Below are 19,096 nucleotides of genomic sequence, written 5' to 3'. Positions count from 1 at the left end.
TGATGTAAAATAGGGAGAGAAATTTGAATTTTTGAAATGAAATCACATAAAGATTTAACAGTTTATAAAAAAAGTATTGATTTCGTTGTTGCGGTTTACGAGGTGACCAGACGTTTTCCTGCAGATGAAAAATTTGGATTGATAAGTCAGTTGAGGAGAGCGACCGTTCCTATTCCTTCAAATATTGGTGAAGGTGCTGCAAGAAAAGGAAGTAAAGAATTTAGTAGGTTTCTTTATATTTCTTTGGGTTCATTAGCAGAAGTAGAAACTCAACTGGAAATCCCATTAAGACTGGGATTTATAAAGGAAAATAAAGAATTGGAAGAACAATATTAGAAGAATGTTGTTAAAATTGATAAATAGTTTAAAGTGAGTTGTAATGGATCAAGTAATGCAATGATCAGTAACAGATGCTAAGAAGAGATGCAGAAAATAGGTAAATTCAAGGTCATAGCGTTACATGATCACTCGGTCACAACATTACAGCGTCACAATATAAAAGACAATGGATAAAAATTTAGGAATCGCCATCAAAGCTGCTCTTGATGCAGGAAAAGAAATTATGAGCATTTATAATTCCGGGGAATTTAACGTGGAGGAAAAAGGAGATAATTCTCCCCTTACAACTGCTGATACCGCTTCAAACGTAGCGATAAATGAGTATCTCAAATCTACTGATATTCCAATCATCAGTGAAGAAAATAAACAAACCGACTATAAAGAACGAAAAAACTGGAAAAAATGCTGGATTGTGGATCCTTTGGATGGTACTAAAGAATTTTTAAAACGCAATGGTGAATTTACCGTCAATATTGCTTTGATTGAAGACAAACTGCCGGTAATGGGGGTGATCTATGTGCCGGCGCAAAATCTTTTATATTATGCCGATAAAGAAAACGCATACCGGCAAAAAGTAGAAGCCGATTTTAATTCTTTCGATCATTCAAATTCTGAAAAAATTGGGCCTAAAAAGGTTACTGATAAAATTCAGGTGGTTGGAAGTCGCTCCCATATGAATGAAGAAACAAGGAATTACATTTCTATACTTGAGAAAAAATATGAAAAAGAAACTGAGGTTGTTTCCAAGGGAAGTTCTTTAAAATTTTGTCTTGTTGCCGAAGGGAAAGCCGATGTTTATCCACGTTTCGCTCCTACTATGGAGTGGGATACAGCTGCCGGACAGGCAATATGTAAAGCGGTTGGCTTAAAGGTGATCGATCAAAAGACGGGTGAAGAAATGCTTTATAATCGTGAGAAGCTCTTAAATAATTATTTTTTGGTTTCCGCAATTGGCTAAAACTTATAAAAGACATATCGCTAAATCGGTTACCTGGAGAATAGTGGGAACACTCGATACCATTACCCTCTCATGGGTCATTACTGGAAATCCCTGGATGGGCTTGAAGATTGGATTTACCGAGGTGATCACTAAAATGGTACTGTATTATCTTCACGAGAGAGTATGGTTCAATATCAAGGCCGGAGTTACTCAAAATGGAGATAGCAGAAAGCGTCATATCGCCAAAACGGTGACCTGGAGAATTGTAGGCACTTTAGACACCATGACTTTAGCATGGATTTTAACCGGAAATCCTGTTACAGGACTTAAAATTGGAGTTGTAGAGGTATTTACAAAAATGTTGTTGTATTATTTGCATGAACGCGTTTGGTATCATTCCGATTATGGACTTGAACAGCGAAGTAGTCACGAAATAAAATCAAAAGATGAATATAGTTCCACATGATTTCCATATATGCCGTAAAGATCGGCAGGATTTAAAAAAACACCGATCTTTCGTTGTATGGTTCACCGGACTTTCCGGTTCGGGAAAATCGACTCTGGCCAATATGGTTGAAAAAAAACTTTTTGAAGCCGGTATTCATACCTTTTCCCTGGATGGTGATAACATCCGGAAAGGACTCAATAGTAACCTGGGGTTCAATGCGGAAGACAGGAGAGAAAACCTTAGAAGAATTTCTGAAGTTGCCAAACTTTTTGTAAACTCCGGCACTGTTGTGATCGCCTCTTTTATTTCCCCGCTAAAGGCCGACAGGCAGGTAGTAAAAGATATCATAGGGGACGATGATTTTATTGAAATCTATGTAAATACACCTATGGAAGTTTGTGAGGCCAGGGATGTAAAAGGCCTGTATAAAAAGGCGAGAGCAGGAGAGATCAGGAATTTTACAGGAATTGACGCGCCTTATGAGGCTCCTAAAAATCCTGATATTGAAATAAATACCAAAGAAGAAGAGGCCGGGAAATCGGCTGAAAGAATAATTGTATTTTTGCAAAAAAAACTCGAAATCAAATAAAATGAGTAAATATTATCTGAATTATCTGGATGAACTTGAATCGGAAGCGATTTTTATACTTCGTGAGGTTTGGGCGCAGTTCGAGAATCCTGTAATTCTGTTTTCAGGAGGTAAGGACTCTATTGTAGTCACGCACCTGGCCAAAAAGGCTTTTTATCCAAGTAAAATTCCGTTTCCTCTGATGCATGTGGATACCGGGCATAACTTTCCTGAAACGATAAAATTCAGGGATGACCTTATAGAAAACCTGGGGGCGAAATTAATTGTTGGTTCTGTCCAGGAATCTATTGATAAAGGAAGAGTCGCTGAGGAAAAAGGTAAGAATGCTACACGTAATGCACTTCAAATCACCACACTTCTTGATGCGATCGAAGAAAATAAGGTTGATTGCGCGATAGGAGGCGGACGTAGGGATGAAGAAAAAGCACGTGCGAAGGAGAGGTTCTTTTCCCACCGAAACGATTTCGGGGAATGGGATCCTAAAAATCAGCGTCCGGAACTGTGGAATTTATTGAACGGAAAACATTTCGAAGGTGAGCATTTCAGAGCATTTCCTATAAGCAACTGGACCGAAATGGATGTCTGGAACTATATAAAACGGGAAAACATCAGTATTCCTTCGCTTTATTTTGCCCATGAAAGGGAAGTTGTATTCAGGAACAATTCCTGGATCCCGGTTTCGGAATATCTGAACCTGGAAGAAGGAGAAAAAATCGAGAAAAAGAAGATCCGTTTTAGGACCCTGGGAGATATCACCATTACCGGCGGCATAGAATCGGATGCAGACAGCCTTGAAAAAATTGTTGAAGAAGTTTCTGCAATGAGAAAAACCGAACGGGGAGATCGTTCCGATGATAAAAGGAGTGAGACTGCGATGGAGGATAGGAAGCGCCAAGGATACTTCTGATTGCACTGATTAATACGGATTGCACGGATTGGATGGGAGACAATAAATTACTTTTCGAGGAAGAAACCTACAAGATCATTGGTGCGTGCATGAAGGTGCATCGAAATCTTGGAGCGGGTTTTTTAGAATCAGTTTATCAGGAGGCTTTGGAAAAGGAATTTAATTCACAGAAAATTAATTTTCAGAAACAATTAAAATTGAAACTAATGTATGACGGACAGCCGATGAAGAAATTTTTTGTTGCTGATTTTGTGTGTTTTGAAAAGATCCTTATTGAAATAAAAGCTGCTTCATTTCTGATTAAAGATGCCGAAGCTCAGGTTATAAATTATTTAAGGTCCACTGAACTGCCCTTGGGTTTATTAGTGAACTTCGGACAAAAAAGCCTCGTTTGGAAAAGATTCATCAATACAAAATCGGCGTAATCCGCCAAAATCCGTGAAATAATTGAGCCTGATATTTAGATTAGATTAAAAAATATGTTTACCTATGATAATTGATAACAACCAACTACTAAGATTTACAACAGCAGGAAGCGTAGACGACGGTAAAAGTACCTTAATTGGTCGCCTGCTATACGATTCTAAATCTATTTTTGAAGATCAGCTGGAGTCGGTGAGTGCGACAAGTGCAAAGAAAGGCCATGAAGGAGTGGACCTGGCGCTTTTTACCGATGGACTTCGGGATGAGCGCGAGCAGGGGATCACTATAGATGTGGCCTACAGGTATTTTACAACGCCTAAGAGAAAGTTCATTATCGCCGATACCCCAGGGCATATTCAATATACCAGAAATATGGTAACTGGTGCTTCCACTGCAAATGCTGCTGTGATCCTAATCGATGCCAGGCATGGAGTGATAGAGCAGACAAAACGACACTCTTTTATTGCATCATTGCTGAATATTCCTCATTTGATCGTATGTGTGAACAAAATGGATCTTGTTGATTTTTCTGAGGATAGATTCAATGAGATCATTGGAGAGTTTGAAGAATTTTCCTCGAAACTTTTAATGAAAGATGTGCGTTTTATTCCTATTAGCGCCCTTTTGGGAGATAATGTGGTAAACAGGTCTGAAAATATGAACTGGTATGGAGGCGGTACCCTTTTAAATATTTTGGAAACCCTTCATATTAGTAGTGATATAAATAAAATTGATGCTCGCTTTCCCGTTCAGACAGTATTGAGGCCACAAAGTGAGGAGCACAGGGATTATAGAGGTTACGCCGGCCGGGTTGCCAGTGGTATTTATAGAACGGGAGATGAAGTTGCCGTATTACCTTCAGGCTTTACCTCTAAGATCAAATCTATGAATGCCGGGGAAAAAGAAGTTGACGAAGCCTATGCTCCCATGTCAATAGCAATGACTTTGGAAGATGATATAGATGTAAGTCGGGGTGATATGATTGTAAAGAAAAATAACCAGCCGGAAGGTGAGCAGGAATTTGATGTGATGCTCTGCTGGCTAAATAATGATCCAGCCAAACCCAGGGCTAAATACACTGTTATGCATACCTCCAAAGAGCAACGTGCCATGATCAAAGAGGTGGTGTATAAGATAGATATCAATTCTTATAATCGAAATATGGAGAAAAAGGATCTTGGAATGAATGATATCGCTCGTGTAAAGATCAGGACAACTAATAGGCTGATGCTCGACTCCTATCGCGATAACCGCATTACGGGCAGTATTATTTTAATTGATGAAAATACTAATGAAACCGTTGCGGCGGGGATGATAGTTTAAGAAATAATGTTCATAAAAAAGATACCGACAAACTTAAAACCGTAAGTATCAGTGTTATTTAACTCCATAACCTTTGCAGTTTTTCTTCCAGTAGTTTTTCTCCTCTACTGGTTTGTTTTCAATAAAAACCTTAAGTGGCAGAACCTTTTTGTAGCTATTGCAAGCTACGTTTTTTATGGCTGGTGGGACTGGAGATTTCTGTCTCTAATCTTGTTCAGTACCCTTGTTGATTTTTCCATCGGCAGAGCTTTAGAAAAGGAAGAAGTTCCAAGTAAAAGAAAAATGCTCTTATGGTCGAGTTTAATAATAAATCTTGGATTGTTAGGGGTGTTTAAATATTATAATTTCTTTCTGGGTTCATTATATGACGTTATTCCAGGACTTAAGGCGACATTAGGATTTAACACTTTGCAAATTATTTTACCGGTTGGAATAAGTTTTTACACTTTTCAGACTCTCAGTTATACCATTGATGTCTATAGAAAACAATTAAAGCCCACCCGGGATTTTATATCCTTTGCGGCTTTCGTTAGTTTCTTCCCGCAGTTAGTAGCTGGCCCTATTGAGCGCGCCTCGAATCTTTTACCCCAATTTTCTAAAAAGAGAGAGTTCAACTATGCTTTGGCTGTAGACGGACTAAGACAAATACTATGGGGGCTTTTTAAAAAGATAGTGATAGCAGATAATTGTGCAGAATATGCTAACATGATTTTTAACCATTCTGGAGAATACAATGGAAGTACCTTATTTCTGGGAGCCGTGTTTTTTGCTTTTCAAATCTATGGGGATTTCTCCGGATATTCTGATATCGCAATTGGAACCGCCAGATTATTCGGTTTTAACCTTATGCAAAACTTTGCCTTCCCTTATTTTTCACGAGATATAGCAGAATTTTGGAGAAGATGGCATATTTCTTTGTCAACCTGGTTCAGGGATTATTTATACATTCCTTTAGGTGGTAGTAGAGGAGGTACAGCTAAGAAGGTGCGAAATACCTTTATCATATTTGTTGTCAGTGGATTTTGGCATGGGGCGAACTGGACTTTTATTATTTGGGGGTTTTTAAATGCTCTTTATTTTCTTCCGTTGTTGTTATCTGGTAAGAATAGAACACATCTGGGTATTGTGGCAGAAAATCGAACCTTACCTAATCTAAAGGAGTTTTTTCAAATTGGGTTGACTTTTTTCTTAACAGTAATAGCCTGGATTTTCTTTCGAGCTGAAAACTTGTCACATGCCTTTAACTATCTAAAAAGTATGTTTTCGTCCTCTTTATTTTCTTTTCCCTCGGTATTTCCCCGTATGATTATTTCTTTGGTTCTATTCTTTATAATTGTGGAATGGAATGGGAGAAACAATGAATATGCCATAGAACGTTTAGGCTTTAATCGTAAAAGGGTTTTCAGATGGAGTTTTTATTTTCTTATTTCAATTTTGATATTTCTTTTTGATGGTAAGGAACAAGCCTTTATTTATTTTCAATTTTAGGAAAAAGTCTTGGAGAAATTCAGATTACATATTTAACCTTTAACCTTGGCTATTTTTCAATATTCCACGAATATTAAAAATTAGAATTTGTATTTATGAAATTATTTATTGAAAAGATTTTGTTATTTCTTTTATTCTTAGCTATCGGTGGCTACTTTATTTTCACTTTGGCAGATGGAAACTCAGATCCTTTCTATACGAGGTTTACCAGTCCCAGGCAATCATCCCTGGTTCTGGGAACTTCCAAGGCAGCTCAGGGAGTGCAACCGGCAGTTCTTAATGAGGTATTAGGTAGGAATGATATATACAATTACGCGTTCACAGTAGCTCACAGTCCCTACGGTCCTGTCTATCTTAGAAGCATAAAAAACAAGTTGGATCCTGGTACTAAAGATGGAGTATTTATAGTTACTGTCGACCCCTATAGTATTGCTAGCCGGGCGGAGAACCCGGAAGATTCTTCGAACTACAGAGAAAATAATCTTGCATTAGCTTCTGTTGAGGATGTTAATCAGGATCCCAACATTAAATATCTTTTATACGAATATCCTTATAAATATATCTATCTTATCACCAAAAAACTCAATTATGTAAGCAATGAAAAATTACATGCAAACGGTTGGTATGAGGTGAATATATCAATGAAGGACAAGGACCATCGGGATAGGGTAGAACGGAAACTTCAGAGTTACAGTAAAAAACTGAAGGATTATAAAAAATCGAAACTTCGTCTAAGATATCTTGAAAAAACTATTAGATTCTTAAAGCAGCACGGGAAGGTATATTTAGTTAGATTACCAGTTTCGGCACCTTTTCTTGAATTGGAAGATCAATTAGATCCCAACTTTGACACGAAGATGAGAAACCTTTCCAAGAAATTTGATATTCCATACCTGGTTATAAAAGATAGCCTATATGACTTTACCGATGGGAATCATTTATACAAGAAATCGGGGTATAAAGTTTCTCAAAAGATAGCGGAATGGATCAAAGATATTCAAAATAGGTAGGTTATAATGATTAAATTTCTAAAAACTTTATCTCTCTATGGTTTGTTATTCCTTTCTTACATGGGAGTTATGTACGGTTATAATAAACTGGATTTGATTGATGCCTTTGGTACGGATAGCAATACGCTCATCTTGGGGGATTCTCACCTTCAGAAAGCTTTGGACCCCAAATATTTTTATAAAGCAAGAAATATTTCTCAAACTTCAGAGCCTTACGTTATTACTTTTTTAAAGCTCAAACGTTTTTTCAATCGGCATCCCAAGGTAGATACCGTTCTTCTAGGTTTTTCCTATAACAATTTATCAAGCTATAATGACTACAAATTATCGAATAGTAGATGGTCCCATGAAATGTTCAAAAGATATTATTCTCTTATAAAATATCCGGAGCTATCGAAGATGGTACCGGTGGATTACCATGGGCTCATTAAAACAAAATTCAAGGAACTATGTTTGTTTCCCCATTTCAAAGAAAATTGGGAGGGGGATTATACAAATTTTGAATATTCTAATGTTAAAAATGCAGAAAGACAAATTAGAATCCACTTTTTTCATAATAAGAAACAGGCGGATATTTCAAAAGTTTCTTTGAAGTATCTTGACTCTATAGTTAATTTTACAATTAAAAATCGAATAAAATTATTTCTAGTAAGTACTCCATTGCATCCTTCCTATTTGAAAAGAGTCCCTAAGGAATTCAAAAATGCATTTTTAAAAGAAAAGTCAAAATTAGCCAAAAGAGGGATTATTACTTTGGATTATTCCCAAATGCAATATGATGATTCACTTTTTTTGGATTCGCATCATTTGAACGAGTACGGCTCATCTAGGTTTTCACTTCAATTATCCAATGACTTGAAAAATCTACAGTAGGAAATAGCTAGTTTTCATATAATCTATTAAGGACTGAAACTTATGCAATGGATTTTGGTAAGCTATGAGTTCTAATTTAGTTTGAAGAATAGTAAAATATTTTTAAAGGTTTAGAGCTTAATAAGTGCAATCTAAATTAAAAAAGGAAATTAGAAAGAATTGATGAAGTATAAAAAAATAAAAAATGCAAAAGGAATCATTTCAAGATTAGAACCCTGCCCCGTTTGATACACGATTCCTAAAAGGACAACCGTATTACCGGCAGGCCCATATAATAGATGCAAATACTAACGAAACTGTCTTAGTGGAGATGGTTATATAATAAACCCAATAAATTAATATTATAGACTATTCTTTCTACTCTATTCTTAATTTTAAGAAAATAGTCGGGGAGATTTATTACAATATGCCAGAAAAAATAAAGTATGAAAATTTGGTAAATAGTAACTAAAGCTATGTCATTTATATACATCTTCAAAAATCAAAAAAATCATGAGACCAGACCCTATTTTTTTATTGGGAGCTCACAAATCGGGAACTAGCTTAATTAGGGCTCTATTTGATGGGATTTCCAGATATGCCGTTCTTCCAATTGAAACTCATCCATTTCAAATTCTAGATTATGGTATAAGATATCCCTACAGGAAGCAAAATCCAAAATCTTTGCACTTTGGCGAGGCACAAAAAAAAGGACTTGCTTGGATCAGAAAAAGCAATATAAATGTTGACAAATATTCAGATAGCTTAACTATTGATATGTTTGATGAAGATCGGTTTCAAAAAGAAATCGAGAAGAATCAATCATGTATGAATGAAAAGAGATTTCTGGAAGATTATTTCTCAGCCGTTTTTATATCTTATAAGGGTAATCATTCCTTAAGGGATACTCAAAGGTTTGTTGAGAAATCTGTTGAAAATATGGAGTTTGCTGCAGATCTAAAAAAAATTTATCCTGAAGCCAAATTTATCCACATAATCCGTAATCCTTACTCTAATTTGGTATCACTAAGAAAATATAAAGGGAAGAAAAAGTATCCTTTTTTGGATAAACCTATTAAGGCCCTATATGAGTCTTATTATTATTTGGACCGGAATGAGAGACTTATTGATAATTATGAAATCATAAAATATGAAGATCTAATTAGCCGACCAGAAAATACTCTTAGGCGCATGTGTGAAAACTTGAATATAACCTTTAATTCAAAGATGCTAGTACCCACCATAAATAATGGTAATAGCTGGAAGGGTAATAGCACAACGGATATGAAATTTTCAGGAATATCAGATGAAAAATTATATAATTGGAAAAAGGAGATATGCCCACTAGAGATAGCATTTGTAAATAAATTGTTTCCACATGTTCTTGACCGCTTCAAGTATGAAAAATTAGATACTAAAAAGAAATTAAGAAGAAACAGTTATGAGAGCTTAAGAACTTATTGTTATAATAGGATCTATCTTTCTCGTGCAGTAGCCTTGTTTTAATAGTTTGAAAAATAAAGATCTATGTCTCCACAGTGCAAAACAGAAGAGGTCAATGATACCAAAAAATTAAAAATATTATTTATTGTTAGAAATTTTCCTACTATTTCTGAGACTTTCATTTTGAACCAAATAATTTATTTGATTAATCAAGGGCATTACTTAAGAATTCTTGCAATCAATTATAAAAAAACCCCACTCCAAAATCAAATAGAGGAATATGATTTGATGAATAGGGTAGAATTCATAAATATGCCACCAAATCTAGGGAAACGATTTATAAAATTTTTAAAGCTCCTAAGGAGTCATAATTTTAAGAAAAAAATAACCCTATTGAATCTTTTAAATCCATTTAAATATGGTAAAGAGTCTCTTAATCTAGCAGCTTTTTACAAGGGGTCGTGGATTAATCGATTCCAAGATGATTTTGATATTGCACATGCTCATTTTGGTTTCACAAGTGATATCTTTTTCAAGGCCAAAGAGGTGGGTTTCTTTAAAAAAACCAAATTAATAACAAGCTTTCATGGTCATGACATGGTGGTTTCCGAAATAAAAAAGAATAGGAAGAGATATAAAGAGTTATTTAGTAGTAACAGCATTCTTACCACGAATAATTTATATGCCAAGAGTTTACTTTTAAAAATCGAACCAGGTTATGAGCCTATTCATTTGTTGCCTGTTTCATTAGATACCAATCTATTTGATGGTCGTTGTATAAATGATTCTAGGAATGTGAAAATTGTTTTCTGTGGTAGATTGGTCTTTTGGAAAGGTCCACACTTATTTGTTGAAATAGCAAATTTTTTAATAAATACAAAAAAGATCAAGAATATTGAGTTTGAAATGATAGGAGAAGGAAAAGAAAGAAGCCATATTGAGAGTTTAATAAGAGAATATAATTTACAATCATATTTAAAAGTAAGAGGAAGCTTAAAACAGAATGAAATAATTAAAATTTTTAGGCGTAGTCAAATTTTTGTTTCTCCGGGACTAACAGATAAGAATAAAAGAGCAGAAACACAGGGGCTGGTCATTCAAGAAGCTCAGGCTATGCAGATGCCAGTATTGGTTAGCACAGCCGGAGGAATGAGATTTGGTATTTTAGAGCAGGAATCGGGTTTTGTACTTCCAGAAGGTGATATTAAAGGCTTTTGTGATAAAATAGATTTTTTGATTAACAATCCAACGATAAGGGAGGAGATGGGGGCAAAAGGAAGAGAGTATGTTGTCAAGAACTTTGACATAATCCATCTTGGCAAAAGATTGGAAGGAATTTATTATGAGGCTTTAAAAAATGATGCTTGATGAGAAATCATCTGCAAAAAACAAAGGTTGGGGTTATCTGGAGCTTTTTTAATCAGGGGGGTACCCAGGTATTAAACCTTTTGGTGACCTTTGTATTAGCTCGTTTAATTACGCCTGAGGAATTTGGTATTATTGGGATGATAGCCGTTTTTACGGGTTTTGCTAAAATTTTTGTCGATCTGGGCTTTAGTAATGCCCTAATACAAAAGAAATCAATATCTAAAAAAGATATTGACACAGTATTTACATTCAATATCATTTCAGGTTTAGTTCTCACGGGTATTTTTTTCTTTTTTTCCAGTCTTATAGCCGATTTCTATGGAGAAGCAATTTTAAGTAAAATAACAAAGGTCTATTCTCCTATTTTCTTGATTATGGCTTTTGGGGGTGTCAACCAGGCGATGATCATAAAAGCTATGGAGTTCAAAAAAAATACAATAGCGTCAATAGTATCTACAATAGTCAGTTCTACGATTGCGATTGCCATGGCCTACTTAGGCTTTGGAGTTTGGAGTATTTTGTCAAAAATATTATCCGAACAGATTATTACTACTTTATTAGTAATGGTATTATTTCCCGTTCGGCAACAACCCAAATTTTATTATTCATCGTTCCGTGCTTTGGCAAAAAATGGTTTTAATATGGCTGGTGATTCTGTGATCAATTACTGGAGTAGAAATGCTGATAATTTAATCATAGGGAAGTTTTTAGGAGACGGGCCTTTGGGCATATATTCAAAAGCGTATGCCATTATGATGCTTCCTCTTAGGAATATTTCCAGAGTAATAGGAAAGGTTATGTTTCCTTCATTTTCACTTCTTCAGAACGAAGTTGAAAAAATAAAGAGCATTTACCTTAAGGCCACTCGGCTCATAGCTTTTGTAACTTTTCCCTTAATGATGGGATTAGCAATATTGGCAGAACCATTTGTTTTAGTCACGTTTGGCGAAAATTGGGTTCAAATGATACCGATTATTAGAATTTTAGCAGCTATAGGGGCGATACAGTCTGTTTTTACTCTCAACGGTGTGATATTCAATTCTCTTGGAAAACCTGAAATTTCGTTGAGGATATCCATAATACGAAGCATTACAAATATAGGAGCATTCATAATGGGGCTTAAATTAGGAGGATTAAACGGTTTGGCAATGGCATATGCCATTGTAACCTTGTTGAGTGTCTTACCCAGCTTTTATTTTGCGGGCAAACAGATCAATGTATCCATATTAGAGATGTTTAAAAATCTTTTTAATGCTACTGGGAGTACTATCATCATGGGCCTGAGTATTTTTTATATTCAAAAAACTATTGAAAGTTTTTTTTCGACTGCCATTTTGAGGTTGCTAATTCCTACATTGTGCGGTATAATGATCTATTACCTTATAGGCTATTTGTTGGGCTTAGAAGAGTTGAAGTTGGCAAAAAAAATTTTTATCCAAAAAAAGAAGCCCAAAGTGATTTAAAGTATTTTTATGAGTAAAACAGTAACCCAAAGTATCGTAATACCTTCATATAATAGAGGCTCTTTATTAAAAAGGGCAATTGAGAGTGTAATGCAGCAAACACATTTCGACTGGGAGCTTATAATCGTTGATGATGGTTCTGAAGATGGTACTGAGGAGGTTGTTGAGAGTTTTCTTCAGGATAGACGAATAAGCTTTATCAAAAAGAATAATACAGGAGCAGGTGATTCGAGAAATGTGGGAGCAGAAGCGGCTATAGGTGAATACCTGGTTTTTTTGGACAGTGATGATGAAATGAAGCCGGATTTACTGAAAAAGTTTGCGGATGAAATTGAGAATGATGATACTGGTATTGTTTGCTGTGGTTTTGAACAATGGCAGGAAAATAAATTAATTACATCAAAAATGCCCTCAGATTTAGGTCCTGTGTTTTCCAATATCACTGGTTCATTTGTTGCTGGAAGTTTCATGATAAGGAAAGAATGCTTTAGACGCGTTGGTGGTTATGACATAGATCTTGCTTCAGGTCAGCATACGGAGTTATTTATGAGACTTGTTCCTTTTTGTATGGAACACAATTTTCTGTCTAAACACATTTCTGAAGCTTTACTAAAAATACACCTGCATACAGGTGAAAGGATCAGAACTAACCATCGGGCTATCTATCAGGGCACTAAAGGAATTCTCGATAAGCATTTCTCTCTTCTGAATAGAAGTAAAGAGGATTTATTTAATTACTATAACATTGCGGCGTATCATGCGAACGCCATAGGGGAAAAGAAGGAGGCCTACAGCTATTATCGGAAAGCCTTTTTAATGGCTCCCGCATTAAAACCTTTACTCAAATTAATAAGAACGAAATTTTAAAAAATTCAGGAAAAACTATGAAAGTAGCAGTTATATTTGGTACAAGACCAGAGGCGATAAAGTTGGCGCCAATAATAAAGGAATTGGAGAAGAATGGGTTCTTAGATGTTACTGTTATTTCAACTGGTCAACATAAGGAAATGCTGGAGCCAATTCTTGAATGGTTTGAGATATCCCCGGATTATGATCTGGAATTAATGAAACCTAATCAAACTTTGTCTTCTCTTTCTGCCTTATGCATAGAAAGGCTTGAGGTTGTTCTTAATAAAATATCCCCAGATCTTTTAATTACTCAGGGAGACACAACAACAGCCTTCATCTCTTCGTTGGTCGCCTTCTATAATAAAATAAAGGTAGCTCATGTAGAAGCCGGATTGCGTACTTATAACAATCTTTCTCCATGGCCGGAGGAAGTGAACAGGAATTTGATCTCAAAGATTGCAGATTTTCATTTTGCTCCTACGGATAACAATAAAAATAATTTACTGCAGGAAAATGTCACTAAAGAAAAGGTGTTTGTTACAGGAAATACAGTTATAGACGCCTTATTATTTTCAGCGGAGAAGGTAACCAAAGAGAATATATATCCTGAAGAACTTGAGGCTTTCTTTACCGGGGGTCTAAAAGAAAAAAAACTAGTCCTAATTACAGGACATAGAAGAGAAAATTTTGGGAAAGGATTTATTGGAATCAGTGAGGCAATTAGAGCCCTTGCCAATTCCAATCCTAACGTATATTTTATATACCCATTGCATTTAAATCCTAATGTACAGGAAACGGTGAGAGAATATTTGTCTGATCTTGAAAATGTTAAATTAATAAAACCTTTAGGCTATCCAGAATTTATTAGTGCAATGAAAAGGAGCACACTTATTCTTACTGACTCGGGTGGAGTACAGGAAGAAGGTCCCGGTTTGGGGAAACCTATTTTGGTTATGAGGGATAATACAGAGCGGCCGGAAGCTCTTAAACATGGAACAGTGAAATTGGTAGGGACCAACAAATCAAATATTATTAATGCGGTGCAGGAATTATTGTCTAATAAGGAAATTTATGATAAAATGGCAAATGCTGTTAATCCCTATGGAGATGGAACCGCTGCGAAACAGATAGTTTCAATACTTCAGGAAAAGAAAAATTTGGTATGAATCTAATCATTTACAGAGGACCTCTGGAAAGAGCACGACTTGCATTTTTATTTGAGACCCTAAAAGAAAGATATACTGAAATTAACTTTATTTGGATATCTCCACGGGTTAATGAGGGAGATAGAAAATATTATTCCGATTTATTTATTTCGGAATATTCTTTCAATAAGACTTTGATTCTAGAGCATAGATATCAGCATTTTTTTTTAACAAACCGTGCTATCAAAAATTTTATTGGAAATTCTGACCTGAGTTTTCTAGGACTAATTGGATTTTCTTCTCTGGAATTTGGTTACAGTTTGGAAGCTGAGAAAACTGTTTGGTTTATAAATGGTGTTCCAGAAGAGAAAACATTTTCTGAAAACTCTTTTATCCAGAATAAAAAAGTTGATTTATTATGGTTTATAAAGAAAACGATGATAAAAAATATTGATCTCGTAGTAACTGTTTCACACAGGATGAATAGTCTAGTAAAATCTCGATTACAAATAGAGAAAGTATTTGCTGCACCTACCTGTGTTGATACCACTGTTTTTGGAGACTATGATGTTCAAAAGGCTATCGATTTTTGTTATTTAGGTTCCGGGGCAGTGTGGCAGGCCTTGGACCTTGTATCCGAAATTTGGGACGAACTGTACAAAAGGGATTCATCACTGAAATTTAGAGTAATCAGTAGAGATGAGCGGACGGAAATTTTAGCAAAGAACATACCTAGCTCTAATATAGAATTTGTTTCCAGCCATAAATTCGAGGAGGTAGCCAAATACATAGCTGAGTGTAAGGCAGGATTCTTAATTAGAAAAGATCATATTGTAAATAGAGTTTGTTTCCCAACAAAATTAGCCGAATATCTTGCAAGTAACTGTTATGTTGTTTCAACTGAGATCGATTGGGATATCAAAGATTATTTTGATCGGTATAATATAGGTTTATTGGTTTGTTTAAATGAAAGTCCCGAAGCTATGGCAAAGAGAATTTTTGAATTTCACAGGGAATTCAAAAATTCTTCTCTTGATATAGAAGAGTGCACTAAACAACTTGATAGGGATATTTGGAAAAAGAAATTGAAACTGCAACTAAACTGATTTTTAAAGGTAGATCATTTATTAATATTAAAAAGGCTTTTTTGGCATATGAAAATAATGATAGTAATAGATTCTCTTGGGACAGGCGGGGCAGAGAAATCGATGGTGGTATATGCCAAATTTTTAAAAAAGGAGAGTCATGATGTGATTTTTATCTGCAGGGATAAAAGGGAAGTAAGTTATGAGGAAGAAGTAAGAAAATTTGGCATCAATATAAGATTTCTTCAGAATAAGGGTCTTTTTAGTAAGGTGCATGAATTATCCACTCACATTGAAGAATTTAAGCCCGAAATTATACACTCGGTATTAGTTAGTTCAAATATCCTAGTCCGGCTTTCCCGGAGTTTTACCAAGAAAGGAAAAGTGATTCAAAGCTTGGTTAATACTCCATATTCACAGGAGCGAAAAAAAGATAGCAGATTATCATGGCAAAAGTTTCTCCTGGCCAAACAATTTGATTTATGGACTGCAAGGTTATATCCAAGTTTCTACCATTCGATTACTGAAACAGTATTGGATCACTATAGACCGATCTATAGAATTAAGAATAATTATCAAATCATCTTCAGAGGGCGTAATGAAAATAAGAATCTGAAAATGGATAAAGGCAATCATAGATTTACCCTTATAAATGTAGGAAGACAAGAGTTTGCTAAAGGTCAAATAATTCTTTTGAAGGCCTTAAAGTATTTGGAAACAGAATATGGTATTACAGAGATTTACTTGAAAATCTTAGGTTTTGAAGGCAAGTGCAGTAAAAATCTGCAGGATTTTGTATTAAAAGCCGAACTTCAGGATCGGGTTCAGATCCCTGGTTTTGTCAAGAATGTAGAGGAAGAACTTTCCAAATCTTCTGTATTTGTATTTCCTTCTTACTACGAAGGCCTCGGTGGGGCCCTAATCGAAGCTTTTGCGGCCCAACTTCCCTGCATTTGTTCAGATCTTCCAGTCTTGCGGGAAGTGGTAGGTGACGAAAAAGGTGCCTTGTTTTGTGCACCAGGAGATTTCAAATGTTTAGCTGAACAAATCCTGAAATTATACAATAATAAAGATCTTAGAGATTCATTAAGTCAGTATTCTTATTCCAGATTTAAAAAAGCATTTCAATTAAATGCAATAAATAAACAAATGTTTGGTATGTATAAAAGAGTCCTAAAGGCCTAAGTAATGAAAATTCTTCAACTGGTAACAAAACGACAATACAGGGGAGCAGAAGTCTTTGCCGCTAATTTAAGCAAAGAACTTATTGGTTTTGGGCATACCATTATATTTGCGGGAATTTATAAAAATGATGAGAATATCCTTGAAGTAGAAGGAGCGATCAATCTTGATCTTTCAAAAAAAAAGGATGGGAAATTTAATATCAACCTACTAAAACGACTAGTAGAACTTATTAAGGAAACAAACCCCGATGTCATACAGTGCAATGGAAGTGACACCTTGAAATATATGGTGGCTGCAAATTATTTTCTCGATAGAAAACCATTGGTTTATCGAAATATTAGCACAATTAGTCAATGGCTGGATTCTTCATTTAAGCTTTCTTTGTACAGGAAAATTTTTAAAAAGGTTGACCATGTTACTTCAGTGGGCTCTGAATCTATTGAAGACTTGATAAGGACTCTTAATTATCCGGAAGAAAAGACTTCGGTGATAAGGCGGGGAATTCCTACAGAAAAAGTTGATGTTAATTTCAATACGACAAAACTCAAAAGCCAACTTGGCATTCCTTCACAAGCAAAAATTGTAATGCATGTTGGAAATTTTAGCCCGGAGAAAAATCATATCTTTCTTGTAGAAACCTTTCAAGAAATAAGGAAAAAGGATAACCTGGTAAAACTGATATGTGTAGGAGATGGTGTAACTTATAGATTCATTGAAGAAGAGGTAAAAAAGAGAAACCTGGGAGATACTATTTTCTTGCTGGGATTTAGAAAGGAAATTCCGGAATTACTTGCAGCTTCAGATTTTATAGTTCTTTCGAGTCTTGTGGAAGGAGTGCCAGGAGTAATATTAGAAGCAGCGGTTCAAAATAAACCTGCAATAGCTTCAAATGTTGGCGGTGTGAAAGAGGTGTTAATAGATGGAAAAACAGGTTACATTATTGATGAATTTAAGATAGAACTTTTTGTTGATAAAATTTTAAACCTATGTAATAATGATTCGCTAAGAAAAATTATGGGGGATAATGCCGAAAGACTGGTAATTGATGAATTTAATCCTGAAAAAAATGCAAAGAAATTTGAAACCTTATATACCCGCTTATCAGAGAAAAGAACCATTTCTTCTTTGGGTAAAGATAAAAAACTAAAAATCCTTCAGATAATCCAGAAGAAACAATACCGGGGAGCAGAAATTTTTAGTTGTCAATTATCCTCTCAATTAGAAAAGTCAGGTCATGAAGTAGAGATCTATAGCATATATGAGGGTAAAGCAAATCTTTCCTATTCTAAACCGATAAAATCTTTAAAAAGAAAAGAAAATTATCGCTATATAGATTTTCAGGGATGGAAAGCTATTGCCGAAATTGTTAAAAATTTTCAACCGGATATTATACAGGCGAATGCTTCTGACACCTTAAAATATACTGTTTTTTCAAAAAAGATATTTGGTTGGGAGGTCCCAATCATTTTTCGAAATGCAAGTGTAATCAGTTATTACATAAATAGTAGAATTTCAAAGGAACTGAATAGGATGTTACTTAAGAATGTTGATAAGATAGTTTCGGTTTCAGAATCTTCAAGAAAAGATTTAAATGAGGTATATCCTTTTACTACCTTAAAAAGCAGGGTAATAACCAACGGTATCGGCCCCCGTGAAGAGCAACAATTTAAAAATCCGTTTAATGAAAAATGTATTAATATTGTCCATGTAGGATCATTAACACCCGAAAAAAATCATTTTGAATTATTAAAGATCTTTTCCGAATTTTTAAAAATTAAACCCAATGCCCATTTACATATTATCGGAGAGGGCAGGTTGTTTGAAAAAGTTCAATCAAAAATTAAAGTTGAAAGGTTAGATCAAGTTGTAACCATGTATGGGGAAAAGTTACAACCAGATGCATATATTAGCTTTGCGGATATGCTTGTATTACCGAGTTTGATTGAGGGTTTGCCTGGAGTTATTCTGGAAGCCATGTATTTATCTACCCCGGTTATCGCTTATGACGTAGGAGGAATTTCTGAAATTCTCACAGATGAAACTGGCTATCTTATTCCTAAAAATAATATTAAATCTTTCGTGGAAGCCATGTGCAATGTATATGATTCTCAGGATTCTTCTAAAATAGAAAATGCAAAAAAAATCGTTGATGGTGATTTTTGTATTAAAAATTTATCCGATTCTTTTCTTCAAGTGTATTACGAAACGATTGATGAACATAAGTTTTAGACAGTTTATA

At 35.1% G+C, this 19,096-nt stretch carries 18 protein-coding genes; all 18 read left to right on the top strand.

Annotated features, from left to right (window positions below):
• The first annotated feature begins 36 nt into the window (after positions 1–36).
• The 18 genes from C7S20_RS17530 to C7S20_RS17445 all read left to right on the top strand — a co-directional run bounded on the left by C7S20_RS17530 (position 37) and on the right by C7S20_RS17445 (position 19,086).
• Positions 37–336, top strand: a complete 300-nt coding sequence (locus C7S20_RS17530; protein WP_227009043.1) for a four helix bundle protein — start codon at positions 37–39, stop codon at positions 334–336.
• A 169-nt stretch (positions 337–505) separates the two neighbouring features.
• Positions 506–1,297, top strand: a complete 792-nt coding sequence (gene cysQ / locus C7S20_RS17525; protein ID WP_107013686.1) for a 3'(2'),5'-bisphosphate nucleotidase CysQ — start codon at positions 506–508, stop codon at positions 1,295–1,297.
• Positions 1,290–1,745, top strand: coding sequence for a DUF2061 domain-containing protein (locus tag C7S20_RS17520; protein ID WP_107013685.1), 456 nt, complete (start codon positions 1,290–1,292; stop codon positions 1,743–1,745). The genes cysQ and C7S20_RS17520 overlap by 8 nt, the downstream gene beginning before the upstream one ends.
• Complete coding sequence (gene cysC / locus C7S20_RS17515; protein ID WP_107013684.1) at positions 1,726–2,316, top strand: adenylyl-sulfate kinase; 591 nt, start codon at positions 1,726–1,728, stop codon at positions 2,314–2,316. The genes C7S20_RS17520 and cysC overlap by 20 nt, the downstream gene beginning before the upstream one ends.
• A gap of 1 nt (position 2,317) precedes the next feature.
• Entirely contained in the window at positions 2,318–3,223 is a 906-nt protein-coding gene (cysD, locus tag C7S20_RS17510; protein ID WP_107013683.1) for a sulfate adenylyltransferase subunit CysD, read from the top strand.
• 32 nt (positions 3,224–3,255) lie between these two features.
• Positions 3,256–3,648 carry a GxxExxY protein gene (locus tag C7S20_RS17505; RefSeq protein WP_107013682.1) on the top strand — a complete coding sequence of 131 codons (393 nt, stop codon included), beginning with the start codon at positions 3,256–3,258 and terminating at the stop codon, positions 3,646–3,648.
• Between the two features lie 64 nt (positions 3,649–3,712).
• Positions 3,713–4,969, top strand: a complete 1,257-nt coding sequence (locus tag C7S20_RS17500; RefSeq protein ID WP_107013681.1) for a sulfate adenylyltransferase subunit 1 — start codon at positions 3,713–3,715, stop codon at positions 4,967–4,969.
• 51 nt (positions 4,970–5,020) lie between these two features.
• The gene (locus tag C7S20_RS17495) at positions 5,021–6,457 is read left to right on the top strand and encodes an MBOAT family O-acyltransferase (protein WP_107013680.1); all 1,437 of its coding nucleotides are present in this window, start codon (positions 5,021–5,023) and stop codon (positions 6,455–6,457) included.
• A gap of 95 nt (positions 6,458–6,552) precedes the next feature.
• Positions 6,553–7,467 (top strand): hypothetical protein, encoded by a 915-nt coding sequence (locus C7S20_RS17490; RefSeq protein WP_107013679.1) that lies wholly within the window; start codon positions 6,553–6,555, stop codon positions 7,465–7,467.
• A gap of 6 nt (positions 7,468–7,473) precedes the next feature.
• Positions 7,474–8,340, top strand: coding sequence for a hypothetical protein (locus tag C7S20_RS17485; protein WP_159039975.1), 867 nt, complete (start codon positions 7,474–7,476; stop codon positions 8,338–8,340).
• A gap of 492 nt (positions 8,341–8,832) precedes the next feature.
• The gene (locus C7S20_RS17480; protein ID WP_107013677.1) at positions 8,833–9,825 is read left to right on the top strand and encodes a sulfotransferase family protein; all 993 of its coding nucleotides are present in this window, start codon (positions 8,833–8,835) and stop codon (positions 9,823–9,825) included.
• 21 nt (positions 9,826–9,846) lie between these two features.
• The gene (locus tag C7S20_RS17475; protein WP_107013676.1) at positions 9,847–11,130 is read left to right on the top strand and encodes a glycosyltransferase; all 1,284 of its coding nucleotides are present in this window, start codon (positions 9,847–9,849) and stop codon (positions 11,128–11,130) included.
• Positions 11,130–12,593, top strand: coding sequence for a lipopolysaccharide biosynthesis protein (locus C7S20_RS17470; RefSeq protein WP_107013675.1), 1,464 nt, complete (start codon positions 11,130–11,132; stop codon positions 12,591–12,593). Before C7S20_RS17475 ends, C7S20_RS17470 begins: the two co-directional genes overlap by 1 nt.
• A 9-nt stretch (positions 12,594–12,602) precedes the next feature.
• Positions 12,603–13,460 (top strand): glycosyltransferase family 2 protein, encoded by an 858-nt coding sequence (locus C7S20_RS17465; protein ID WP_107013674.1) that lies wholly within the window; start codon positions 12,603–12,605, stop codon positions 13,458–13,460.
• A gap of 17 nt (positions 13,461–13,477) precedes the next feature.
• Positions 13,478–14,608, top strand: coding sequence for a non-hydrolyzing UDP-N-acetylglucosamine 2-epimerase (gene wecB, locus C7S20_RS17460; protein ID WP_107013673.1), 1,131 nt, complete (start codon positions 13,478–13,480; stop codon positions 14,606–14,608).
• On the top strand, positions 14,605–15,693 hold the full coding sequence (locus C7S20_RS17455; protein ID WP_107013672.1) for a glycosyltransferase: 1,089 nt from the start codon (positions 14,605–14,607) through the stop codon (positions 15,691–15,693). Before wecB ends, C7S20_RS17455 begins: the two co-directional genes overlap by 4 nt.
• A gap of 48 nt (positions 15,694–15,741) precedes the next feature.
• Entirely contained in the window at positions 15,742–16,857 is a 1,116-nt protein-coding gene (locus C7S20_RS17450; protein ID WP_107013671.1) for a glycosyltransferase, read from the top strand.
• Positions 16,858–16,860: 3 nt separating this feature from the next.
• Positions 16,861–19,086 (top strand): glycosyltransferase, encoded by a 2,226-nt coding sequence (locus C7S20_RS17445; RefSeq protein WP_107013670.1) that lies wholly within the window; start codon positions 16,861–16,863, stop codon positions 19,084–19,086.
• The last annotated feature ends 10 nt before the right edge of the window (positions 19,087–19,096 follow it).

The organism is Christiangramia fulva (assembly GCF_003024155.1).
In the GTDB taxonomy this organism is placed as follows: Bacteria; Bacteroidota; Bacteroidia; order Flavobacteriales; family Flavobacteriaceae; genus Christiangramia; species Christiangramia fulva.
Note: the sequence above shows the minus strand (reverse complement) of the source record. Positions and strands in the feature narration are given on the sequence as shown.